The 24,630-nt window shown below is 25.7% G+C and carries 21 protein-coding genes and 1 other annotated feature; of the genes, 3 read left to right on the top strand and 18 right to left on the bottom strand.

Annotated features, from left to right (window positions below; genetic code table 11):
• Positions 1-7: 7 nt before the first annotated feature.
• From RYM86_RS02715 to deoC, 5 genes are all read right to left on the bottom strand, one after another.
• Complete coding sequence (locus tag RYM86_RS02715; protein ID WP_315077578.1) at positions 8-679, bottom strand: hypothetical protein; 672 nt, start codon at positions 677-679, stop codon at positions 8-10.
• 189 nt (positions 680-868) lie between these two features.
• Positions 869-1,657 (bottom strand): viral A-type inclusion protein, encoded by a 789-nt coding sequence (locus RYM86_RS02710; protein ID WP_315077576.1) that lies wholly within the window; start codon positions 1,655-1,657, stop codon positions 869-871.
• Positions 1,658-1,796: 139 nt separating this feature from the next.
• The gene (gene hcp / locus RYM86_RS02705) at positions 1,797-3,440 is read right to left on the bottom strand and encodes a hydroxylamine reductase (protein ID WP_315077574.1); all 1,644 of its coding nucleotides are present in this window, start codon (positions 3,438-3,440) and stop codon (positions 1,797-1,799) included.
• A 385-nt stretch (positions 3,441-3,825) separates the two neighbouring features.
• The gene (locus tag RYM86_RS02700) at positions 3,826-5,127 is read right to left on the bottom strand and encodes a pyrimidine-nucleoside phosphorylase (RefSeq protein WP_315077572.1); all 1,302 of its coding nucleotides are present in this window, start codon (positions 5,125-5,127) and stop codon (positions 3,826-3,828) included.
• 448 nt (positions 5,128-5,575) lie between these two features.
• Positions 5,576-6,241, bottom strand: a complete 666-nt coding sequence (deoC, locus tag RYM86_RS02695; RefSeq protein WP_315077570.1) for a deoxyribose-phosphate aldolase — start codon at positions 6,239-6,241, stop codon at positions 5,576-5,578.
• 293 nt (positions 6,242-6,534) lie between these two features.
• Between deoC and RYM86_RS02690 the strand changes: the two genes are divergently transcribed.
• Entirely contained in the window at positions 6,535-7,314 is a 780-nt protein-coding gene (locus tag RYM86_RS02690) for a DeoR/GlpR family DNA-binding transcription regulator (RefSeq protein ID WP_315077568.1), read from the top strand.
• 208 nt (positions 7,315-7,522) lie between these two features.
• On the opposite strand, the gene RYM86_RS02685 is transcribed toward RYM86_RS02690, so the two are convergent.
• The 3 genes from RYM86_RS02685 to RYM86_RS02675 all read right to left on the bottom strand — a co-directional run bounded on the left by RYM86_RS02685 (position 7,523) and on the right by RYM86_RS02675 (position 12,039).
• Entirely contained in the window at positions 7,523-8,203 is a 681-nt protein-coding gene (locus tag RYM86_RS02685) for a Crp/Fnr family transcriptional regulator (protein ID WP_315077566.1), read from the bottom strand.
• 185 nt (positions 8,204-8,388) lie between these two features.
• Positions 8,389-9,729, bottom strand: coding sequence for a branched-chain amino acid transport system II carrier protein (gene brnQ / locus RYM86_RS02680; RefSeq protein WP_315077564.1), 1,341 nt, complete (start codon positions 9,727-9,729; stop codon positions 8,389-8,391).
• A 109-nt stretch (positions 9,730-9,838) separates the two neighbouring features.
• Positions 9,839-10,110, bottom strand: a binding site (T-box leader).
• A gap of 228 nt (positions 10,111-10,338) precedes the next feature.
• Complete coding sequence (locus tag RYM86_RS02675) at positions 10,339-12,039, bottom strand: FUSC family protein (protein ID WP_315077563.1); 1,701 nt, start codon at positions 12,037-12,039, stop codon at positions 10,339-10,341.
• A 284-nt stretch (positions 12,040-12,323) separates the two neighbouring features.
• On the opposite strand from RYM86_RS02675, the gene RYM86_RS02670 reads away from it, so the two are divergent.
• Positions 12,324-12,467: a hypothetical protein gene (locus RYM86_RS02670; RefSeq protein WP_315077561.1), complete on the top strand. Its 144-nt coding sequence runs from the start codon at positions 12,324-12,326 to the stop codon at positions 12,465-12,467.
• Positions 12,468-12,611: 144 nt separating this feature from the next.
• Here the strand turns inward: RYM86_RS02670 and RYM86_RS02665 are convergent, their stop codons facing one another.
• From RYM86_RS02665 to RYM86_RS02630, 8 genes are all read right to left on the bottom strand, one after another.
• On the bottom strand, positions 12,612-12,767 hold the full coding sequence (locus RYM86_RS02665) for a zinc-ribbon domain-containing protein (RefSeq protein WP_003372054.1): 156 nt from the start codon (positions 12,765-12,767) through the stop codon (positions 12,612-12,614).
• A gap of 200 nt (positions 12,768-12,967) precedes the next feature.
• Positions 12,968-13,459, bottom strand: coding sequence for a CarD family transcriptional regulator (locus tag RYM86_RS02660; protein WP_315077551.1), 492 nt, complete (start codon positions 13,457-13,459; stop codon positions 12,968-12,970).
• Between the two features lie 363 nt (positions 13,460-13,822).
• A complete protein-coding gene (locus RYM86_RS02655) occupies positions 13,823-14,674 on the bottom strand; it encodes a MurR/RpiR family transcriptional regulator (RefSeq protein ID WP_315077550.1) in 852 nt (283 codons plus the stop codon).
• Between the two features lie 65 nt (positions 14,675-14,739).
• Positions 14,740-15,708, bottom strand: coding sequence for a Gfo/Idh/MocA family oxidoreductase (locus tag RYM86_RS02650; RefSeq protein WP_315077548.1), 969 nt, complete (start codon positions 15,706-15,708; stop codon positions 14,740-14,742).
• 41 nt (positions 15,709-15,749) lie between these two features.
• Positions 15,750-16,430 carry a ribose 5-phosphate isomerase A gene (gene rpiA, locus RYM86_RS02645; protein WP_315077546.1) on the bottom strand — a complete coding sequence of 227 codons (681 nt, stop codon included), beginning with the start codon at positions 16,428-16,430 and terminating at the stop codon, positions 15,750-15,752.
• Between the two features lie 189 nt (positions 16,431-16,619).
• Complete coding sequence (locus RYM86_RS02640) at positions 16,620-17,192, bottom strand: hypothetical protein (RefSeq protein WP_315077545.1); 573 nt, start codon at positions 17,190-17,192, stop codon at positions 16,620-16,622.
• A gap of 60 nt (positions 17,193-17,252) precedes the next feature.
• Positions 17,253-19,034, bottom strand: coding sequence for an ABC transporter ATP-binding protein (locus RYM86_RS02635; protein ID WP_315077543.1), 1,782 nt, complete (start codon positions 19,032-19,034; stop codon positions 17,253-17,255).
• Positions 19,034-20,761: an ABC transporter ATP-binding protein gene (locus RYM86_RS02630; protein WP_315077542.1), complete on the bottom strand. Its 1,728-nt coding sequence runs from the start codon at positions 20,759-20,761 to the stop codon at positions 19,034-19,036. The genes RYM86_RS02635 and RYM86_RS02630 overlap by 1 nt, the downstream gene beginning before the upstream one ends.
• A 423-nt stretch (positions 20,762-21,184) precedes the next feature.
• Between RYM86_RS02630 and RYM86_RS02625 the strand changes: the two genes are divergently transcribed.
• Entirely contained in the window at positions 21,185-22,012 is an 828-nt protein-coding gene (locus tag RYM86_RS02625) for a MerR family transcriptional regulator (protein ID WP_315077541.1), read from the top strand.
• Positions 22,013-22,399: 387 nt separating this feature from the next.
• Here the strand turns inward: RYM86_RS02625 and RYM86_RS02620 are convergent, their stop codons facing one another.
• Positions 22,400-23,074 carry a copper homeostasis protein CutC gene (locus RYM86_RS02620; protein ID WP_315077539.1) on the bottom strand — a complete coding sequence of 225 codons (675 nt, stop codon included), beginning with the start codon at positions 23,072-23,074 and terminating at the stop codon, positions 22,400-22,402.
• A gap of 96 nt (positions 23,075-23,170) precedes the next feature.
• Positions 23,171-24,598, bottom strand: coding sequence for an N-acetylglucosamine-specific PTS transporter subunit IIBC (gene nagE / locus RYM86_RS02615; RefSeq protein WP_315077536.1), 1,428 nt, complete (start codon positions 24,596-24,598; stop codon positions 23,171-23,173).
• Between the last annotated feature and the right edge of the window lie 32 nt (positions 24,599-24,630).

The raw sequence follows: 24,630 nt of genomic DNA, 5'->3' as shown, positions 1-24,630 counted from the left end.
ATTTTAATTATTGGATTTCCATTTCTTCTATATTTTCTTTATTAACGATATCATTTTGCTTTCCAAGTAAAGTTTCAACAAAACCTTTACCATAAGGAAGACATAATTGAATAAATGGTCCTACTGTTAACATTGATATTATAGTTCCAAGCCATACTTTTCCGCCTAATAAATATCCTACAATTAAATATACTGCATCTAAAGTCATTCTAATCCATCTATATTGAAATTTAGTTTTATCTTGTATGATAAAAGGTACAATATCATTAGGTGCAACACCTAAATCACTTGCTGAAAGTATTGAAAATCCTACTGCTACGATAAAGTTTACAAAAACTATTATTAATGCTTTTATTAGCATATTATAATCTTGTATATTAAATCTTGAAAATATGCTTATAGATAAATCTATAACAGGACCTACTCCTACAAGGCAAATAAAAGTCCCTATGTTTATCTTTTTTCTATCAACTAATATAATTATTATAGTTAATACAAAAAGTATACACATATTAGCTATTCCCGGAGTAATATTAAGTACTACTGACAATCCTTGAGTAAATACAGTAAACGAATCTGATCCTATATTAGTTACTAACGATAGTCCTACTGCAAATTGAATTATAGCCATTCCTAAAAAAAATAAAATTAATCTTGTAAATAATTTTTTTTGGTTCATGTTTTTCATCCTTTTCTTTAATTTTTATCACATTTATTACTACATATAATTTCCAAAACCCTATATAATACCATACCTTCTTTAAATTTAAAAAGTATTTCTATTTTACATTATCATATCGATTTTGTCAAAAACATTCAAAAAAAATCATTTTAATTCATATAATTAATACTTCTAAAATTTAAAATACTATTTTGCCGAAACAACAACTTTAAAATCTCTTAAACTTATTTTGTATTCGTTTAACATCTCAATAACAGTATTTCTTAGTATATTTTCATTTGATCTTTTTTGTATAATTTTTATGTCATCATCATTGATTGGTTTTGATTTTTTATTTTCTTTATATTTCTTATTTAGTATTTCTGCTGTTTTTACTAATAAATCATCCCAATTCTCTACCTTTATAATATTATCATGTAATTTAAATGCATTAGGATTTTTTAAAGAAAAATCTTTATATATTTCTATGCCCCCACTTTTTATTTCACATTCAACATCATTGTCTTTGGAGTCATCGATTTTACTGCATGCTACCTCTTTCATAATCATTTTTTCATTTTCATTAGATAATTCATTTTGATTTGCTAAATTTTCTTCTGATATCCAATTTGCATAATTTTCTATATCCTTCACCATATCATATACTTCCACTGATATTTTTCTATAAGATTCACTTAAAGTAAAATTTCTATCTTCCTTAACTATTTTACTTGATTTATCTTCTATATAATCTATTGTATTTTCTAAAGTATCTACTAAATTTACTAAACTATCTTTTATTTTTAATGACATATCTGGAAATTTTTCAATTACATATTTTATAGTGTTTTTATTTAATATAGATAGATCATTATTTTTATTCTTAATTTCCTCTAATTCACAATTATTATTCTTTTCTTTTTGAATTTCTTCAGCAAACATTTTATTAGTTTCTAATTCTGCATTGTTTTTTCTACCAAAACTAGGTTTTATCATAACTACACTCCCTTAAATATAAATTTAACTTATCTTTATATCTATTCTACCATATTTTACCTTTTATGGAAATATAAAAATAAGTAAAAGAGCAGTTATTATAGAAATATATCTATACAACTACTCTCAACAATTTATATTAATCTAAAAATATTTTTAAATCATCATCAACATTAGTAATTCCACAAATTCCAAAGTTATCTACTAATACTTTAGTTACATTTTTTGATAGAAATGCTGGTAATGTTGGTCCTAAATGAATATTTTTAATTCCTAAATGTAATAGTGATAATAATACTATTACTGCTTTTTGTTCATACCATGCTATATTAAAGGCTATAGGTAATTCATTTATATCTTCTAATTCAAATACTTCTTTTAATTTTAAAGCAATTACAGCTAATGAATATGAATCATTGCATTGACCTGCATCTAACACTCTAGGTATTCCACCAATATCACCTAATTCTAACTTATTATATTTATATTTTGCACATCCTGCTGTTAAGATTACAGTATCATTTGGAATAGCCTTTGCAAAATCTGTATAATATTCTCTTGATTTATGTCTACCATCACAACCTGCCATTACAAAGAATTTCTTTATAGCACCAGTTTTAACTGCCTCAACAATTTTGTCAGCTAATGCCAACACTTGTGCATGAGCAAATCCACCAATTATTTCTCCATTTTCTATTTCAATTGGTGCTGCACATTTCTTTGCTTGTTCTATAATAGCTGAAAAATCTTTTTTTCCATTTTCATCAGCTTCGATATGAACGCACCCATCAAAACCTGCCGCTCCAGTTGTATACATTCTATTTTTATATTCATCCTTTTCTGTTGGTGGAACTATACAATTAGTAGTCATAAGAATTGGACCATTAAAGCTTGTAAACTCTTCTCTTTGTTTCCACCATGCATTTCCGTAGTTGCCTACTAAATGAGAATATTTCTTTAAATGTGGATAATAATGAGCTGGTAACATTTCAGAGTGAGTATATACATCTACGCCTGTACCTTCTGTTTGAATTAATAATTGTTCTAAATCTTTTAAATCATGTCCTGACACTAATATTCCTGGATTTTTTCCTACTCCAATGTTAACTTTAGTTATTTCAGGATTTCCATAGATTTCTGTATTAGCTTTGTCTAAAAGAGCCATTCCATCCACGCCTACTTTACCTGTTTCTAAAGTTAAAGCTATATACTCATCTAAAGTAATATTATCATCATTAACTGCTGTTAAAGCTTTTTGCATAAACTCAGAAATATTTTCATCATCATACCCTAATGCATTAGCATGTTTCATATATGCAGATAATCCCTTTAATCCATAAATTATAAGTTCTCTTAAACTTCTTATATCTTCATTTTCAGTAGCTAATACCCCTATTTTAGGTGCCTTTGCTTCCATTTCTTCTCTTGTTTCGCATACAAATAATGCTGCTTCACTTAAATTATCCTTATTGCTTAACTTAGATAATAATTCTTCTTTTAAATCAATAGTTTCTTTTACCCTTAAATAAAAAATTTCATTATCAAAATTAGCATTCGTTATAGTTGTAAAAAGATTCATTGTTACCATATGATTTATAGCGCTTGATACTTCTATTTTTTCTTTTCTAGCTCTAATTGATACTTCTGCTAATCCTTTAGTTGTATATATTAATAAATCTTGAAGTTTTGCAAGTTCAGGTGTTTTTCCACATACTCCCTTTACAGTACAGCCTGTACACCCTGCTGCTTCTTGACATTGAAAACAGAACATTTTATTTTCCATAATAAATTCTCCTTTATCTTTCTATATTTTTAGAATTTTCATATATCCATAAATAGAATTAATTGTAGCAATTAAAAATTTATCTTACTTAATGCTATATATAATTTTTTAACATAGACATATTTTTTTATTTGGTATGATTAGATTTTATCTTGAATCCTAAAAATGTTCTGTAACATTTGTTACAATTATTTTTTATATTTAAATAAAACTCACAAAATTTAACTAGCAAATACTATTCTTTATTTCATTATTAAATTCTACTTTATATTTCTATTTTATAAAACTGATCAAACAAATAAGAGACTTCAATTATTAAAAATAATTAAAATCTCTTACCTTTATTTATATATATAGGAGTGGTCGGCATTTAAAACATAACATATTATTTTAATATTTTTTCAATAAGTGGAGAAGCCTCTACATGATTATCACTTATTAAAAATGCTTCATGTAATTCTTCTATCCAGTCCTTCTTTAATTCATTATCATGATGTACATAGCAAATTGTATCTCCAACACTTACTTTATCACCCTTTTTGCAGTTAAGGATCAAACCTACACCATGATTAATTTCATCTTCTTTAGTAGCTCTACCTGCACCTAAATGCATAGCTAAAATTCCTAATTGTTCAGAATGAAGTGTTTCAACATATCCATCTTTTTTACATTTTATTTCTGTAATAAACTTAGATCTTGGAAGTAATGTTGTGTCTTCTATCATTTCTACATTACCACCTTGAGCTTTAACCATAGCTTTAAATTTTTCAAAAGCTCTTCCTGATTCAATTCCTTCTTTTATCATTGCTCTTGCTTCATCTTTATCTTTAGCAAGCTTTCCTTGCATTAACATAATTTCTCCAGCTTGCATACAAAGTTCTGTGAAATCTTTTGGACCATTTCCTTTTAATGTTTCAATAGCTTCTATTATTTCTAATGAATTTCCTATTGTATTCCCTAAAGGTTGGTTCATATCTGTAATCATAGCCATAGTATTTCTTCCAAGACTATTACCAATTGAAATCATAGCTTGTGCTAAATTATTGGCATCCTCAATTGTGTGCATAAATGCACCTTCTCCATACTTTACATCTAAAAGTATAGTATCAGATCCGGATGCTAACTTTTTAGACATTATAGAAGATGCTATTAACGGAATTGCATTTACAGTTCCAGTAACATCTCTTAATGCATATAATTTTTTATCTGCTGGAACTAAATCTCCTGTTTGACCTATTATAGCTACTCCAATATCTTTTACTTGATTTATAAAATCTTCTTCTGTTAAGAAACAGTTAAATCCTTCAATAGATTCTAACTTATCTAATGTTCCACCTGTATGTCCAAGACCTCTTCCTGACATCTTAGCTACTTTAAGTCCACAAGCAGCCACCATTGGTCCAAGTGCCATAGATGTTTTATCACCAACACCACCTGTTGAATGTTTATCCGCTTTTATTCCATCTATAGAAGTTAAATCTATTACGTCTCCACTATGCATCATAGATTTTGCTAAATAAGATGTTTCCCTTTCGTTCATTCCATTTAATACTATAGCCATTAATAAAGAACTTGTTTGGTAATCTGGAATAGATCCATCTACTAAACCATCTATCCAAAATTGAATTTCTTCATTAGTAAGCTCTTTCTTTTCTCTTTTCTTATTGATAATATCTACAAAACGCATATTTGCATCCTCCCTTTATTTCAGTTAACAATTCATAATAGATAATTACAAAAAGCTGCGTAATTAAATAATTATATTTACTATAACCACTTGGCTATTTTTTGCTTTATTTTCTATTATCAATCGTCAATCTTAAATTTTATAATTCTTCTTTATTCTTTTTCCGCTTCATTATAGCAAACGTTTTCTCAAGTAAAATTATATATCAACACACATTTAAAAATTAGGCTCTGTTTTAAATGTGTGTTGATATATGCAATAGGTGAAGTGGCATTGTAATTGGACTTTTAGAACTCTTAATAAGTATTGTCACATTTACTGCTTGTCTCAATTTTATATTGGGAGCAAGCTAAAATGGGACTATACTTATTTTAGTGTTCTTAAGTTCAATTACTCCGCCCACTTTGCTTATGCATATATCAACACTCTGCTAAAACATAGCCAAAAATTAATATCCTTGTGTTTCTTCACCTTTTAAAAGACCAACTGCTCTACTTGTTCCAAGTCTATCACAGCCTTCATTTATAAACATATTAAGATCTTCTACTGTACTTACTCCACCAGCAGCTTTAATCTTAACATTTGGTCCAATGTGTTTTTTGAATAATTTTATATCTTCAAGTGTTGCTCCACCTGTTCCAAAACCAGTAGATGTTTTTATATAGTCAGCTCCTGCCTCTGTTACAGCTTTGCACATAGCTATTTTTTCTTCTTCTGTTAAATAACAAGTTTCAATTATAACTTTTAATATTTTATTTCCAACAACTTCTTTTAAAGCTCTTATTTCTTCTGTAACTTTATCGTATGCTTTGTTTTTAACATCTGAAATGTTAATTACCATATCAATTTCATTTGCTCCATCAGCTAAAGCTTGCTTTGTTTCTGCTATTTTACCTTCTGTTGAAGAATATCCTAAAGGGAAACCTACTACTGTACATATATTGACCTTGTCCCCATATGTTTCATGTATACGAGATATATAACAAGCTGGAATACATATTGATGCTGTATTATATTCTATTGATTCATCACATATTTTTTTTATATCATCCCAAGTTGCTACTGGCTTTAATAAAGTATGGTCAACATGTTTTAAAATTTCTGAATTATTCATAAATTACATCCTCATTTCTTTGTTTCTTTTAATATAAACTTTTATTCTATGGCTTTATTTTATCCCCGAAATGTTATATTGTCAACATTAAATGTTAAAGTTAGAACATTTTCATCTTTAGATAACTGCTAATATAGTTATTATAAGTAGTTTCAATCAAATTTATTTATTTTTTGTATTATTTTTTAAATAATGTTAGAATGTAAACAATAAGTTTTAAATTATATAAACTGTTTTGAAACAGTATTAAATTATAAAATTGTTCACTAAAAAATAGAATAAGGTGATTAATAATGAATAAAAAACTACAGCGTGCTAATAGAATTATAGAAATTTTAAAAGAAAAAAATGGTGCTTCAGTTAAAGATTTAGCATCTACTTTAGGGGTTTCTGAAATGACAATCAGACGAGATTTAAATCTTTTAAAATCAAATAATATAGTTAGCAATGTATATGGTGCAACAATATACAATCCTTTAAATAGTATTGAAAAATTAAATAATAATTATGATATTACAGATGAAACTATAAAAAGAGAAAATGAAAAAATTAAAATAGGTAAAGCTGCTGCAAAATTAATACAAGATGATGATATTATCATAATAGATGCCGGTACAACTACAGAAAAATTAGCTCAAAACATTAGTGATGATATAAAACTAACAGCATTATTTTATAGTATTAACATACTAAGCGCTTTAAAAAACAGAAAAAATATTGAATTAATATTTTCCGGAGGATATTTTCATGAAAACACTCAAATGTTTGAAAGTCCTGAAGGAATTTCTCTTATTGAAAATATGAGAGCCACTAAGGTTTTTGTATCTGCTGCTGGAGTTCATGAAACTTTAGGTGTTACATGTTCTAATAACTATGAAGTAGCAACTAAAAGAGCTATTATAAGTTCATCTGTGGAAAAAATATTATTGGTTGATTCTGATAAATTTGATTCTGTTAAATCGTCTTACTTTTCAGATCTTCAAGAATTTGATATTGTAATTACAGATCACGGTATTCCTAATGAATGGCGTACACGCCTTGAAGATATGGAAATACAAGTTATTATTGCTTAATTATTTAGAAAATCTATAATTCTTTGAAATACATAAAAATGAGTTGTTCAAAAAAGTTATAATTCTTTGAACAACTCATTTCCTTTATGCTATAGCAATAAATATTCTTCATTAGACCTTTAAAAATATACTTATAATTATTAAAACACTATATTCACTATTATATACGTAGCAATACTTACTAAAATATACACTAATTTAAGTATATTTAATTAAATAATTCTTCTTCTAATTTTTCTACATCTAATATTTTAATTGTATTTTTATCAAATTCTATATACTCCATATCTCTTAAATTCATAAGCTCTCGTGATAATGATGGTCTAGGTATTCCAAGATTAGAAGCAATTTCTTTTTTACTTTCATTTAAAGTTATATATATACTATTTTGTTTTTTAGATAATTCAAGTATAAAATTTATCACTTTATGCTTAATACTTTTAAATGATATATTTTTTATTTTAGCGTTAAGCATTAAAACTTTATTACTTAATATAGACATAAAATTTTCTAGTAATTTTTCATTTTCTAAACATAAATTTATAATAGTTTTTCGTTTCATATATAAAACACTACAATCTTCAAATGCAACTATTGTAGATGGATATGTATTTTTCTTTGAAAAAATAAGTGCTTCTCCAAATACTTGATTATTAGATAACCTTTTTAAAACAATATATTTTCCACTTAAATATATCTTTTGTATTTCTACCATACCATCTAATATAATACCCAAACTGCTACATTCATCATCTTCTGAAGCAATAATTTCTCCTTTTTTATATGACTTAATAAAATAATTTTTATCAGATATAACATAACTTATTTCATCTTCATTAATTCCTCGAAATAAATTATTTTTAGTTAATTTATTTATTAAATCTTTCATGTAAATTACACCTTTCTAAAAAGAAAAACACACATTATATTAAATGTATTTTTTTCTAAATTTTAATTTATATTATATCATTAATATAATATTTATCTATATTTTAAATTATTATTTATACTTAAATATTATTGTTGTTTTAAAATATAATTTAATATTTGCAATACTAAAATAATATCTACTATTTAAATATCTTCTACTAACAAATTTCTTTTACTGAATTTACTTTTCAATAATTTACATACTAATCCTAAGACCATTCCACAAATTGCTGGTAAAATCCAGCCTAATCCTTGAGAATAAAGTGGTAACTTAGAAAATATATTTACCAAGATATTTATTGTTATTCCTGCTTGACTAAATGCATCAACAATACTTACTATTCCTGTAAACAAAAGTGTTAAAGTATAAACTATTGAACTTCCTCCAAAAACATTATTTAATATGCCTAGTAATATAAGCATTATAGATATTGGATAAATTGCATTTAATACAGGTACTGATATTGCAAGAATTTTACTTAATCCCATATTGGCAAGTATCATACTTGAAAGTGTAAGTATTCTAACCCATGTTTTATAATTTACTTTTGAATTTAATGTTGTAAAATATTCACTACAAGATGTTATAAGACCAACACAAGTTGTTAAACATGCTACTGTAAAAATTGCAGCTAATAGAATAACCCCTGTTTTCCCAAATAAATATGTCATTACAATAGTAAGTGTTTCTGCACCAGTTTCAGTTGCCCCAAACATTCCACCTGAAGCTGCACCTAAATGTGCTAACATTGAATAAATAATTATTAGCATTAAGCCTGAAATTATACCTGCCTTTATTGATGTTGAAATTACTCCTTTTTCATCATCAATCCCCTTAGATTTTATTGCAAATGCAATTACTATTCCAAAATTTAATGCAGCAATTGTATCCATTGTCATATAACCTTCTAAAAATCCTTTTGCTAAAGGTGATGATAAATATTCACCACTTGCTGCGCCATATCCTCCTAACGGTTTAAATAAACTTCCTATAAATACAATTGAAATAAGTGATAATAATGTTGGTGTTAAAAATTTTCCTACACGATCAACTAATTTTCCTGGTGATAAACATAACCAATAAGCAATTAAAAAAAATATAAAAGTATAGATTAATCTTGATAGTGTAATTGAAAATTCTTTTGGTAAAAATGGAGCCACTGCCATTTCAAAAGGTAAACTTCCTGCTCTAGGTATCCCAAGACATGGTCCTATTGATAAATATATTAATATTGTAAATATGATTGCAAAACCTGGATTAACTCTACTTGCCAAATTTTTAAGTCCGCCACATTTAGCAACTGCAATTACTCCTAAAATAGGAAATCCAACTGCTGTTATACAAAATCCTAACAAGGCTATCCACGTTTGAGTTCCTGCTGATTGTCCTAGAAATGGTGGAAATATTAGATTTCCTGCTCCAAAAAACATTGAAAAAAGCATAAAGCTTACAAGTACTAAATTTTTCTTTGATAAATTTTTCATTTTAAGATCCCCCTAAATTCTGATTTCATTATTAAGTCAATGCTTAATGTCACCTTCAATATCCATTTAAATTCCCCCTTTTTTGCATATAAAAATACCCCGTCCCTAATAAAGGGACGAGGTTAAATCGTGATACCACCCTAATTCTATAAAATAATATATAAAAATATTAAAATCATTTTATAGCACTCGAACACGTACTAAATAATACGTTTTTCTTTTAACGGTGAAACTCCGTTGAAACTTACTCAATTTTCATTAAAATTTCAGTTTCAATTCTCTGAGATGATCTTCAGTTATATATTGCACATTAGCTTTCATCATACGCTAACTTTCTGTAGAACAAAAATATTACTTACTCTTTCTCTTCTTAGAATTTATTTTATTAAATCTATATTTAGAATATACCTTTCCATTTTAATTGTCAATATTTCGCTTATTTTTTTATCACTCTTTCATTTTATCTATTTGTTTTAAATATTTTATTAAAAATTTAAAACATTTTTTTTATTTAATTGTTAATGTATTAAATTTGCCAACTTTCACTACATAATTTTTATAAATATTAAACCAATAATTAATATTATATTTTAAAATCTAATACAATGATTATCTAAGAACTCTATAACCTATTTGAATAACAAATTCATTATTAATATTTACAATTCTATTTATATTATTATCATTAAAATTTATATTTCTAATTTCTAATTTTTCACATAACAAAGTAGAATGTATTATTATATTCCTAACTTTATTAGGATTCTCTGTTCCATTTAAAATAGCTATACTATAATTTATTAGCATAGTATTTAATTTATCAATTTTAACTATAAGTTCATCTATTCCTTCTTTTAATTTATATGGAAATATTTTTTTATTTACTATTATAACTATTACTACTCCTATTATTACATAAGCTACTCTATAAATAAGAAGAACATTTATATTTTCTGTTAATGATGCTATACATATAGACGCAATTGAAGCAAATAATGATATTTTATAATATTCTTTAAACCCATATAATAAATACAATGATACTATTAAAATTGATATAGTCACCCATTTTACATTTACTAAGTTTATAAATATTCCTGTAAATAATATTCCTATAACATTTCCAATTATTCTTTCCTTAGTTTTATTTAAAGTATATTCATAATATGGTTGAATTACAGACATTATTGTTATGATGGCCCATATTATTTTATAGTATCCTAAAATTTCACCAACAAATGAAACTATTGTTAAAGTTATTGCCATTCTCATTGCAAAATTAAATCTCATACCTTTATGAAATGATTCTTTAATATTTCCTATATTCCACTTTTCCCACTCACTATAGATTTTATTTATTTCTTTGTTTCCTAATTCTTTTAATTCTTTTATACTAATTTTTAAAGAATTGATTATATTGCATAGCTCACTTAGGGTTTTAGATTCATTATTATATAAATCTTCAAATAAATTTATTCTATCCTCTAATTCTTCTACACTTATATTATAATTAGAATAATCTAATATATCCTCTATTACACTTATTAAATCCTCAATTTCATTCTTTTTAATATCATTCTTATTATATTCAGAATATACATTTCTTAAATAAAGATTAAAATACTCCATGTTTATGTATATATTAAACTGTATTCTTCCCAAATTTGTTGTTAGATATTTTTTATGTCTTGTAATATAAACTTTATATACTAGTTCTCTCATAATCTTCGAACATTTTTTTACTGTATTTTCTTCAAATTTACCATTAATAATATTATTAAGCTGACTTTTTATTAATAATAAAGATGAAGTTATGCTATTTCCTAACTTAGATTTTTCATTAACTTTTGTTATTATATTACTACATTCTATAACTAATATGCCAAAGACAACTGCTAATATTCTAAGAGGTAATTCTTCTAAAGATACACGTGCATATTGAGTAAATATATATAACATAATAAACGGTTTATAAAAAGCCATATCATAAGGGGACACTATATTATACATTATTAAAAATATAGATATAAAGTTTACTATAATTCCCAAATAAACATTTTGTGATGAAATAAATGCTGCTAATACAATGGCTACATCAACAAGAATTAGTCTTAAAATTTTACTTGTAGTTTTAACTTGTAAGTTTTGCCTACTCAAAACTGTTGATGTTAAAGCTATTGGAAAAGCTAACATTATATTTTTTATTCCAAACAATAGTCCAACGCCAAACATTGTTATTACAGCTACAGTTCCATGCTTTAACATTGAATAAACATTAATATGGTATTTATTTATTATTTTATTAATCATAAAGAGTAATCCTGTATATTTATAGTTAGTTTATTAACTTTTAACATTAACTTTGTAAACAAATTATATTTATTATTTTCTTTGTAAATTCTCATAAGTGTTTATCTCCTATATAAATAAATTTAATATTACTTATAATTTGTTTATAATTCTTTAAATTATTCATGAAACAAAACATATGTATTTAGCTCTTATAAATTTTATAAAATAAAAATAGACCCATGCTCTTAAATAACTAATCATTTAAAGATAGATCTATTTTTATTTTAAATTCAAGTGGTTCTATGTTACTTGGTTGGTTAAATGACAAAAGAACTTGGTACTACTTAAATTCTAATGACTCTATGGCTACAGATTGGATTAATGATAACGGCACTTGGTATATTATCTATACTCAAATGGTGCTATGGCACGTAATACAACAATAGGTACCTATAAACTAAACTCTAATGAAGCTTGGATAAATTAAACCTAAATATGTTTCTCTAAAGTATTAAAAAATAACTTTAGAGAAAAAAAAGAAGTGCTTTTAGTAAATTACTTTACTAAAAGCACTTCTATATTAAACAAAACTATCTTCTGTTGTTTTGTTGTTTTCTAGCTCTTCTACAATCGATACATCTTGTAGGTTCGTTAGTGAATCCTTTTTCTTTGTAGAATTCTTGTTCTCCTACTGTGAAAACAAATTCCTTACCACAATCTCTACATACTAAAGTCTTATCTTCCATTTTAAAATTCCTCCTTGTTAATTAAAAGATTAATATATTGATTAATATCATTCTCTAAAAGGAGAAATTTATACATCTATATTAAAAACCTTTTTATCTTTATCGATATTTCTATAATTTACTTATATCTTTTACCGATATTCTTATAATAACACTTTTTTGATAAATAGCAAGCCTTTTTTATCTTATAAATGTTATTATTAAAAATTAATTGCTAAATTTAATAAACTACTAGCATCATCATTTGATAAATTTTTAGATTGGCTTATCTCTTCAACTAGTGTTTTTACAGTTTTACGTAAAGTATCCTTTTCACTTGAATTTAAAGAATGTTGTTCTCTTACTTTAGTAAGATTATAAATAACTTCTAAATAATCAGTTAATGTTCCTGATTTTATTTTTTGATTATTAATAGCTGCTCTTTGTTTAAAATCAGATTTATTTAATTCTTCTATATTAGTTGTAAAGTCTTTTACATTTTCTAGAACGCTATCTAAAGTTTCTGAATCACTTACTAATCTTATGTTTAACTCTTCTACTCTATTAACTGGTAATGTTAATGTCATATTATTATTAAATATATGTATTTTATAATAATTTTGAACTTCCCCTTTAAATAACATTTCACCTATTAATTCTATTATACCTACCCCTTGGCTAGGGTATACAATTTTATCTCCTATATTAAACAAAAAATAACCTCCTTTGGTTTTACTATTATAGTATACCACATTTAGTTACTTTTATAAAATTATTATTTTATCACAAAACCTAAGTAGTATCAACATAAAATTTCCATTAATTTATTATTTAATGATTTATGATGAATTTAAACGTACACATATCAATTATTGACTTAAATTTTTAATATATAATTCTATTTTATCTAAATTTTTACAACAATTTTATTGATAGTTTGTAAAAATTACTTTATAAATTATAACATTTAATCATATAATTATATAAAATATTATATAATTAACAATTAAAGTGCATAAATAAGTAGATAATTTTTAAAAATTATCTACATTTTTTAAAATTATTTTATTGTATTATTATACCTTATCATCTGCAATAGATTCTTCATGTTTACTTATACAATCATATGCATCTTTTTTATCTGTAGTTAAAAGTAAATATAAAATTTCTATAACTACCATAGAAGATACTCTAGAGAAACTAAATTCATCTAAAAATAATTTTTCTCTTGTGGCTGTATTTATATGAAATTTACTTTTATTGGCAACTGGTGAACTTTCATGATTTGTTATAGAAATTGTAGTTGCACCTTTTTCATTTGCAATATCAAGTAATGTTAACAAACTTTTAGATGCCCCTGAATTTGATATAACTATAACAACATCTTTTTTAGTTAAAGTATATGAAAAAGCTAATTGTGTTTCCCAAATTGTATTTGAAAAAGATGCTATTCCAAGCTGATTAAATTTATATGAACCGTCTAATGCAACTGGTATAGTATTTCCTACTGCTGCAAATTGAACAAGCCTAGCGCATTTAATTCTATTTAAAATCTCTTTAATATCATCTTCATTCATCATTGATATTGTCTGCTTTAACTCTTCAATTTTATTTGCTAGTATATTTTGAAGTGATTGCTTTATATTATTACAATCTAAATCATTCGATACTTCTTTTTCTTCAGAATTCATCATTTCTTTTGCAATATTTATCTTTAAATCATGAAATCCTTTAAAATTGCATTTTTTACAAAATCGCACAATAGTAGCTTCACTTACATTGCTTTGAGACGATAGCTCCGAAACTGTCATCTCTATGATCTTTTCCTTATTATCAATAATATAATCTGCTATTTTCTTTTCTGCTTCATATAAATTGTTATAAGATGATAAAATTTTATCTAAAACACTTTTTTCAATACTTTTCAATTTTATTTCTCCCTTTTTTATACGAAAGTTATAATTTTATTATGTTTTCTAAATATATATATTTATTACTCAAATGAATATTTTAATCCCCATTGGCATCTAACTTCATCCATTATATTCATTACATCAATTGATAAATCTAATGTATTACATTTACTCTTATTTAATACACATTTATTCATGTCTTCAACTTCATATATTAATGCGTTCTCGTTGTTTCCTTCTTCTATAATTTCAACATTTCCATTGGGATAAGTTATTGTTGCCTTATCACCTCTTGGAAAATTCTCTACAGTTATATAACCTTTTTCACAAGCTACGACACCTCTTTTAGGTTGCTTTGATCTCATTGTTAATGAAATTACAGCCATTTCATCATTTGAATTTTTAAGTATTATTCCAGATTGTTCATCTACTCCAGTTTCAAATTTTTTAACTGTTGTTAAAATTTCATTTGGTTGACTTGAAAGAAAATATCTAGTAAATGATAATGCATATGTTCCAATATCTAATAAAGCCCCTCCAGCTAAGTCTGGACTAAAAAATCTATTATTAATGTCATACTCCTTTAGACTACCAAAAGAAACTTGAACCATCTTTACTTTCCCTAACTTTTCACTACCTATAATTCCACTTAACTTTTTATATAATGGCATATGGTATATAGTCATAGCTTCAGCAACAATCAGATTTTTTTCATTTGCTAAATTAACTATTTCTTTTAATTGCTCACCATTAACTGTTATTGCTTTTTCACAAAATACATTTTTATTATTGTTAAGACTTTTTATTATATATTCATAATGATTGCAATGCGGTGTAGATATATACACTATATCAATATTTTTATCATTTAACATCTCTTCATAGTTTCCATATGTCTTCTTAACATTATGCTTATGTGCAAATTCATTTGCCTTTTCTATGCTTCTTGATCCTACCGCATAAACACTTCCATTTACTTTTTCTATGGCCTGTGCAAATTCATTTGCTATTGTTCCAGGTCCTAATATTGCCCAATTTATAATTTTCATATATTTCACCTCTTATTTATTAATATGTATTTCTTTGTAATCTACTTTTCAGAAATCACTTTACTTTCATACTTATTAGTTATTATTACCTTTGTAACTATGTTATTAGTAAATATAGACGTTTCAATAACACCACAAATATTTTTTAAAGTTTTTTCAAGGCTTTCTATATTGCTAACATTACTAAAATTAACATCCATCAATATATTTCCATTTTCAGTTATTGTAAATCCATCTTTTATACTGCTACTTCTAACACTTGTAGTTCCACCTAATTCTATAACTTTTTTTTCAACATATTTTAAAGCATCTTCTAAAATTTCTAATACAACTGGATGATTAAATTTTAATTTTTTAAAAAATTTACTTTCATCTACAAGAAGTATATAGTCATCAGCCATACTTGCAATTAATTTTTCTTTTGTATGAATTCCTCCACCACTTTTTAATGCATTTAAACTCTCATCTACTTCGTCACATCCATCGAATGCTACAGATATTCTATCAACAGAACTGGTATGCAATACTTCTAACCCGTCATTTATACATAATATTCTTGTTTTAGAAGAAGGGGTTACGACTTTAATATTAAGTTTACTTTCTTTAATATAATTTATTAAATATGATATTGTACTTCCACCACCTAAGCCTATTATCATATTGTCTTCTACATATCTTAGAGCTTCTTTTGCACAATTTTTCTTTAAATAATCATTATCCAAGTATTAGTCCTCCTTAACATAATATCTTTTATCTTATATGATATTATGATTGTTTTATTTCGTCAATTATTTTTTCATGAAATAAAATTTCATATTTTATTATAATACTGCTTTTATAATTTAAAAATAGTCCTTATTTCTAGAATCTAACTTCTAAAAATAAGGACTATGATTTATTCACTATTTAATTTATTTTATTATATCTAATACATATGACTTAAATTCACCAAAAGTACATTTATCAATAGATGCACCTTTATTTATTTTTTTGCTACTAAAATTATACTCTGCATATCCATAATTAAAGCCTGCATTTGAAACAAATAAACTTGACTCACTTACTCTATATGTAGACTTATTTTCTAAAATTTCTTTGCAAAACTCTAAAAAGTCTTCATAATTATCAATTTCGCCATTATCGCTCATTTGTGCAACAAAACAAAATAGCTCGCATCCACCCATTAATGGAGTCATTTTATTGTCTTTAGCATAAAATATTTTTCCTGTATTATAAAAATATTTCAAAAATCCAAATGTTAATGTCTTATATTCATTATTAATTTCTAACTCATCATTTTTAATATCTTTAATACTATCAACTATATTTTCCCAAGTTGTTGATTTTGCAACTACGTTATCTCTAATTACTTGTTTAAATCTATCAAATGATTTTTCTAAATCTTTATCTTCACTTATTAATTTTTCATTTATGCATACACTAAATTTTCCATCTTCATATAGTAATGTTACCTTATTGCTCATAATTTTCTCCTTTTATTTATTAATAATAATTATTATATCATATATTTTCTCTGTTATATATTAAATTACATCTTTATTAGAAAATTGGCTATTATATAATTTCTCATAAAATCCACCTTTTTTCATTAATTCTTCATGATTTCCTTGTTCAATAATATTACCATCATTTATTACTAAAATTAAATCTGCATTACGAATGGTTGAAAGTCTGTGTGCAATAACAAAACTTGTTCTACCCTTCATTACATTCTTCATTGCTTTTTGAAGCATTAACTCAATTCTTGTATCTACTGAACTAGTTGCTTCATCTAATATTAAGATTGCCGGATCAGATATTATCGCTCTAGCTATAGTTAACAGCTGTTTTTCTCCTTGAGATATATTAGATCCCTCTTCATTAATAAACATATTATAACCATCTGGCAATGTTTTAATAAAATGATGTACATTTGCTATTTTTGCTGCTTCTTTAATCTCTTCTTTAGTAGCCCCAAATCTACCATATTCTATGTTTTCATAAATACTTCCATTAAATAACCAAGTATCTTGAAGAACCATTCCAAAAATAGATCTTAAATCTTCACGCTTCATATCTCTACTATCTACACCATCTATTTTTATAGATCCACCTTGAATTTCATAAAATCTCATTAATAAATTAATTAATGTAGTTTTTCCTGCCCCTGTTGGACCTACTATTGCAACCATTTGACCACTTTTTATTTCTGCATTTAAATCAGTTATTAAAGGTTTATCTTTAGAGTATCCAAATTTAACATGTTCAAAAGAAACATTTCCTTTAGGATCAGTTAACTTTTTGAAATCTTCTTTATCAGGAATTTGCTCTTCTTCATCCAATATTTCAAACACACGCTCTATAGCTGCAAATGCTGATTGAATTGCAGAAGATAATTGTGTTACTTGTGAAAGCGGTTGATTTATTTGCCATATATAACGTATAAATGCTTGTAAATTACCTACTGTTAATATTCCAGCTACAGAATAAAATGCTCCTAAAACGCCTATGACAGCAATTCCAAGATAAGTTATTAATGAAATAAATGGAGACATAGTACTTGAAATAAATTGTGCCTTAAATCCTGTTTTATACAGCTCTTCATTTATATCTGAAAATTCTTTAATAACATCTTCCTGTTTTCCATATAATTTTATTTCGTTAAATCCAGTATACATCTCTTGAACATTACCATTTAATTTACCTAATGCGTTTTGTTGATGATAAAATAACTTTTGAGATTTTGATACTACTATTTTTGATATCAAATAACTTGCAGGAATAATTAATATTGCAATTAATGCTAATTTAGCATTAATTGTAAACATCATTATTACTGCTAATGTTAATGATAATACAGCATTAATTACTTGACTAAAACTTTGTTGGAGAGCATTAGATATTGTATCTATATCATTAGTAATTCTACTTAATACATCCCCTTGACTATTCTTATCGAAATAACTTATTGGTAATTTTCTTATTTTATTTTGAACTGCATTTCTCAAATCTCTCATTGTATTTTGTATAGAATTAGTTAATAAAAAACTAGCTCCATAAGTTGAGACAGCACTAAATATATAAACCACTCCTAATAATATAAGCACCTTTATAATATAACTAAAATTTACTGCTGCTCCATCAATTCCTTTAACTATATTAATTGAATCACTTGTAAGTTGTGTTATTATAAGTCCTTCTACAACCGGTGAAATGGCTGTAAATACTGCTGCTATTATTATTAATAAAATTGCTCCTATAAATCCTTTTTTATATTGTTTTACAAAAGGAGATATCTTGTTTACTGTATATTTAAATTTTTTCATTATGCTAATTCCTCCTTTGTAAGCTGAGATGAGGCAATTTCATTATATATATTACAACTATTTAATAGTTCTTTATGTTTACCTATTCCAACGATCTTTCCTTCATTTAAGACTATAATTTTGTCTGCATCCATTATTGAACTTACTCTTTGTGCTACTATTAGAACCACTGATTCTTTTGTTTCTTCTTTTAATTTCTCTCTAAGCAATGAATCTGTTTTAAAATCAAGTGCTGAAAAACTGTCATCAAATACATATATTTCTGGTTTTCTAACTATAGCTCTTGCTATAGATAATCTTTGTTTTTGACCACCAGATACATTAGCTCCACCTTCAGTTATCATTTCATCAAACATCTTAGGTTTATGTGAAATAAAATCATAAGCTTGTGATACTTTAGCTGAATATTCTACTTCTCCAGTACTTGCATTTTTTTTACCAAACTTAATATTATTAGATATACTTCCTGTAAATAATAAAGTTTTTTGTGGTATAAAACCTATCTTTTTACGAAGACAATTTAAATCATAATCTCTAACATCAACATCATCTATCTTTATATTACCTTCAGTAACATCATAAAATCTTGGAATCAAATTAATTAAAGTGGATTTCCCACTACCTGTACTTCCTATAAAAGCTACTGTTTCACCCTTTTTAGCAATAAAAGATATATCTTTTAGTACAGCTTCTTCTCCACCTGGATAAGTGAATGTTACATTATTAAATTCTACTAAGCCTCTAATTTTCGTACTCTTAATACCATTTTTAGGATTTTCTATTATAGGCTCTTCTTTTAGTATTTCTTCAATTCTATTTGCAGATACTTGTGCCTTTGGATACATAATAAATATCATTGAAAATAACATCATTGAAAACATAGCATGAAATAAGTATTCTATAAATGCTACTAGCTGTCCAACTTGAAGAGTACCTATATTTATCATGTTACTTGATAGCCAAAAAATAGTTATTATAGCTACATCAAGCAATAAGAAAAATGCTGGTTGTGATACTGCCATTAATTTAAATAAATTTTTAGATATTTTAGCATACTCATTATTGGTTTCATAAAATCTTTCTTTCTCATGATCATCATTTCCAAATGCTCTAATAACTCTTATACCAGTTAAATTTTCTCGAGATATTCTATTTAACTTGTCTAATCTATTTTGTTGTTTTTCTGATATAGGATGAGATGATTTTGCAATTATAATAACTCCTACTATTATAAATGGTACTGCAATTAATAGTACTGTTGACAATTTCATATTAGTTCTCAATATCATAATTAAACTTACTGCAAACATAACAGGAGTAAGCAATGCCATTCTAAGCAACGTATTTGTAAATTGCATAACTTGATAAGCATCATTTGTAGTTCTTGTAATCATTGAAGAAACTCCAAATTTGTTGTATTCACTATGTGAAAATTCTTGAGATTTTTTAAATATATCATTTCTTATATCTCTAGTTATACTTGTAGAAATTTTTGCTGAGCAATATCCAAGAATTATTGTTCCTATTACTCCTAAAATAGAAATTAAAACAATAACCAATCCCATATTTTTTATGTACTGTACATCACTGTTAGCTATTCCATTATCAATAATTTTAGCCATAACAGTTGGAATTCCTAATTCAACTAAAGCAAATCCAAATACAGATATTACATTTAAAACTATTAATAATTTATAATTTTTTAAGTATTTTAAAATTAATTTCATTCTGTAATTTTCTCCTATCTTTTTTTATTGATTATAGTGTTTCAAAAATATTAAAACTATTATTACATCTTAAATTATTCCTAATTAGTTTATACTAAATCTTTCTTATATTTAATTAAACATTTATATTATTAATTAGTTTTATTTTAATTTATTTATGCTAAAATATGAGAACTATTAAAAACATAATTCACTTTAATATATAATTAACTTTAATATATAATTAACTTTAATATATAATTAACTTTAATATATACTATTTGATTTCAAGTTATTAATATTAATTTTACAACTACTATATTATTTTATATATTTCTTAATTTTACCATATAAAATTTACATTATTGAAAAATCTTTATAGAAATATTATTATATAATCATAAGGTATATAGTAACCATATAGTCAATAGGAGGATAATAAAAATGAGCGAAAAATTAAAAAAATATTTTAATACTGGAGAATTTGCTAAGCTATGTAACGTAAATAAACAAACGCTTTTTCACTATGATGACATAGGAATTTTTTCGCCCGAGATAAAAGATAAAAATGGATATAGGTATTATTCACACCATCAATTTGAAATCTTTAATGTTATTATGATTCTAAAAGGAATTAATATGCCATTAAAAGACATTAAATCTTATCTTGATAATAGAACTCCTGATTTATTAATAAATTTATTTAAAAATAAAATGTTAGAAATAGATAGTGAAATTGAAAACTTAAATAGAATAAAAAAACTTATGCAAACTAAAATTGATGTTACGCAAAAAGCATGTGAAATTAACCCAATAAAGATAAGCTTAAATTTTGAAGAAGAGGAGCATTTAATTATTAGTAAATCTATAGAGAATGTAAGTTATAAAGAGTACTTAAGATTAGTATCAGAACATATGAAGTATTGCACTTCTAATAAATTAAATACTAGTTATTCTCTTGGTGCTATGATTAATAGAAAAAATATCTTGCAAGGAGTAAACGAAAACTATTCCTATCTTTACACAAAGATAGACTCACAGAAAAATTGCCCTTCAGCTTTTATTAAACCAAAAGGAATTTACGCTATAGCATATCATAAAGGCTGCTATGAAACCATTGATTCTACATATAAAAAAATATCATCATTCTTAGATAGGTTTAATCTTGATATTGGTGCCTATGCTTACGAAGAATATATTTTAGATGAGGCCTCTGTAAAAGGCTATGATAATTACTTAACAGAAATTTCAATTGAAATTAATACTAAATAAAATTCTAAGTTTTATATAAATTTTTTACATATCTAAAACTTAGAATTATGACTCCATCTTAATAGAATAAAGTTAGACTGAATTTTAAAAGTTCAATTACAATACTCCTTAACTTAGTTAACCTTATTTATATTTATAGTTTACAATAAATAAATTATTTAAATATTTTATAAATACCCATCAAGTAGCATATAATAATAACGAGATATTATATAATAAGTACTTTAAGATAAAACCGATTATGGTGGATGAAGAATTAGCTGCTAGAACTTATGTAGCTAAAACTACTATTTAAATAAGCCCATTTAAAAACCTTAATATATAAAAAGAACTAGAACATATCCTTAATTGACTGTTCTAGTTTTTTCAATCATATATAACTTTAAATTACTTTTTTATTATTTCTACTAACCTATTTAATTTTTCTTCACTAAGCTCTTCAAATGGACTATTATTAATTCTTACAGCATTTCCAAAGTGAAAATCTGTAAATTCTGTATTTTCCTTAATCATCTCTATATTATTAAAATTCAATCCACCACCTAAAAGTATATTAATGTGTTTTGAATTTTTTATCATCTCTTTTATTACAGATATATTTTTTACAATATCTCCAGTTCCACCAGAAGTTAATATATTTTTTATCTCTTTATATTTACTAAGTGTTTTTACACTTTCTATTGCGTTAGTTTCGTCTATAGCTTTATGAAATGTTACATCTATATCCTTGCAACTTTCAAGTATTTTTCTAAGCTGTAATTCTGATATATTTTTATCTCTATCTAACATTCCGAGCACAACACCATTAGCACCTAATTTTCTTACTATATCAATATCCCTTAACATTATATCTATTTCTTCATCACTATAAACGAATCCTTTTGCATGATTGCGTATCATTACATTTACAGGTATTTTTACATTTCTTATTACACTTTCTATCATCCCCAAACTCGGAGTAAGTCCACCTTCTGTTAAAGCACTTACAAGTTCTATTCTATCGGCTCCACAATATTCTATAATTTTTGCATCATTTATTGTCATTCCTATTATTTCTAACATTATATATCACCTCAAGTAATTTAAAGGAGTCGTGTATCTTACGACTCCTTATTATATATTTTTAATTATGTTTTAAAATCTAAATTATATTTTTAATTAAACTCTCATTATGTTTTTAATTCCATCAGCAACAAATTCTACATTAGTTCCTACTATAACTTGAGCACTATTTTTATCTAATCTAACGACCCCTCTTGCACCAATAGATTTTAATTTTTTCTCATCAATTAAACTTGAATCTTCTACTTCTAATCTTAAACGAGTTGCACAATTATCAACTTTTAATATATTTTCTTTTCCTCCTAAATATTCTATATACTTTCCATAAACGTTTTCATCAGACGTACTTAAAGTTATGTTTTCTGTAAATTCATCACCATCTTCTTCTCTACCTGGAGTTGGTAAATTTAATTTCTTTATTAACACAAAGAATATTATGAAATAAAGAAGTCCTATTCCAAGTCCTATTGGTATTATTAATGATGGATTAGTTGCTAAATTAAAGTTTAATCCATAATCAATGAACCCTGCTGAGAATGTAAATCCATGTAATACTCCCATAGAGTCTACTATGAAACAAGATAAAGAGGTTAATAAAGCATGTGCTACTAATAAAACTGGTGATAAAAATATAAATAAGAATTCTAATGGTTCAGTAACACCTGTTAAGAAAGCTGTAAGAGCTAATGATACTAACATTCCTGATACTGCTTTTCTTTTTTCTTTTTTAGCTGCAAAATAAATTGCAAGTGCTATTGCTGGCATACCAAACATCATTACTGGGAAAAATCCTGCCATAAAGTGTCCTGCAGTAGGGTCTCCTTGGAAAAATCTATTTAAGTCTCCAGCTTTCCCATTAAATTCTCCTAATTGGAACCAGAAAAATGAATTTAAAACATGATGAAGTCCCATAGGTAGTAATAAACGATTAAAGAATCCAAAGAGTGCTACACCAACTGCACCTAATGCCGCTACTCCAGCAGATGCACTTCCTAATGCATTTTGAATTGATGGCCAAACCATTCCAAGGGGTATTGCTACTGCAAATGCAATTAATCCTGACATGATTGGAACAAGTCTTCTTCCACCAAAGAATGCTAAGAACTCTGGTAACTTTACGGTTCTAAATTTGTTATAGGATAATCCACCTATGACACCTGCAAGTATACCTCCTAAAAACGATATATTTAATGTTGAAGCAAATTCTGCTTCATAATTCATAATCCAATATTGTTTAGTTACATTAGTTAAAGTTAAATAAGTAATAACACCAGCTAATCCTGCTGAACCATTTTGGTCATCAGATAACCCTACAGCAACACCCACTGCAAATAATAACGGTAAATTATCAAATAGAGCACTTCCAGCAGCTCTGAAAAAAGGTAATATTTGTGCTAAGAATGGCATAAAACCTAATGCTTTAATAACATCTGGCTGCCCAATTCTAAGCATTAGTCCACCAATTGGCAGACATGCTATTGGAAGCATAAGTGATTTTCCTATACGTTGTAAAAATTTAATCATAAATTATTCCTCCCCCTTAAATTGTTAATCTA

The organism is uncultured Clostridium sp., assembly GCF_963527835.1.
Taxonomy (GTDB): Bacteria; Bacillota; Clostridia; order Clostridiales; family Clostridiaceae; genus Clostridium.
The sequence above is the reverse complement of the archived record's forward strand: the minus strand, read 5'-3'. Positions and strand labels throughout refer to the sequence as shown.

What these genes read in the sequence shown, in the direction of transcription:
- RYM86_RS02670 (WP_315077561.1), top strand. Translation starts at nt 12,324, where the DNA reads ATGTTACTTGGTTGGTTAAATGACAAAAGAACTTGGTACTACTTAAAT.
- RYM86_RS02625 (WP_315077541.1), top strand. Translation starts at nt 21,185, where the DNA reads ATGAGCGAAAAATTAAAAAAATATTTTAATACTGGAGAATTTGCTAAG.
- RYM86_RS02710 (WP_315077576.1), bottom strand. Translation starts at nt 1,657, where the DNA reads ATGATAAAACCTAGTTTTGGTAGAAAAAACAATGCAGAATTAGAAACT.
- RYM86_RS02650 (WP_315077548.1), bottom strand. Translation starts at nt 15,708, where the DNA reads ATGAAAATTATAAATTGGGCAATATTAGGACCTGGAACAATAGCAAAT.
- deoC (WP_315077570.1), bottom strand. Translation starts at nt 6,241, where the DNA reads ATGAATAATTCAGAAATTTTAAAACATGTTGACCATACTTTATTAAAG.
- RYM86_RS02715 (WP_315077578.1), bottom strand. Translation starts at nt 679, where the DNA reads ATGAACCAAAAAAAATTATTTACAAGATTAATTTTATTTTTTTTAGGA.
- RYM86_RS02630 (WP_315077542.1), bottom strand. Translation starts at nt 20,761, where the DNA reads ATGAAATTAATTTTAAAATACTTAAAAAATTATAAATTATTAATAGTT.
- RYM86_RS02635 (WP_315077543.1), bottom strand. Translation starts at nt 19,034, where the DNA reads ATGAAAAAATTTAAATATACAGTAAACAAGATATCTCCTTTTGTAAAA.
- RYM86_RS02640 (WP_315077545.1), bottom strand. Translation starts at nt 17,192, where the DNA reads ATGAGCAATAAGGTAACATTACTATATGAAGATGGAAAATTTAGTGTA.
- RYM86_RS02685 (WP_315077566.1), bottom strand. Translation starts at nt 8,203, where the DNA reads ATGAAAGATTTAATAAATAAATTAACTAAAAATAATTTATTTCGAGGA.
- RYM86_RS02675 (WP_315077563.1), bottom strand. Translation starts at nt 12,039, where the DNA reads ATGATTAATAAAATAATAAATAAATACCATATTAATGTTTATTCAATG.
- RYM86_RS02620 (WP_315077539.1), bottom strand. Translation starts at nt 23,074, where the DNA reads ATGTTAGAAATAATAGGAATGACAATAAATGATGCAAAAATTATAGAA.
- brnQ (WP_315077564.1), bottom strand. Translation starts at nt 9,729, where the DNA reads ATGAAAAATTTATCAAAGAAAAATTTAGTACTTGTAAGCTTTATGCTT.
- nagE (WP_315077536.1), bottom strand. Translation starts at nt 24,598, where the DNA reads ATGATTAAATTTTTACAACGTATAGGAAAATCACTTATGCTTCCAATA.
- RYM86_RS02700 (WP_315077572.1), bottom strand. Translation starts at nt 5,127, where the DNA reads ATGCGTTTTGTAGATATTATCAATAAGAAAAGAGAAAAGAAAGAGCTT.
- RYM86_RS02690 (WP_315077568.1), top strand. Translation starts at nt 6,535, where the DNA reads ATGAATAAAAAACTACAGCGTGCTAATAGAATTATAGAAATTTTAAAA.
- hcp (WP_315077574.1), bottom strand. Translation starts at nt 3,440, where the DNA reads ATGGAAAATAAAATGTTCTGTTTTCAATGTCAAGAAGCAGCAGGGTGT.
- RYM86_RS02665 (WP_003372054.1), bottom strand. Translation starts at nt 12,767, where the DNA reads ATGGAAGATAAGACTTTAGTATGTAGAGATTGTGGTAAGGAATTTGTT.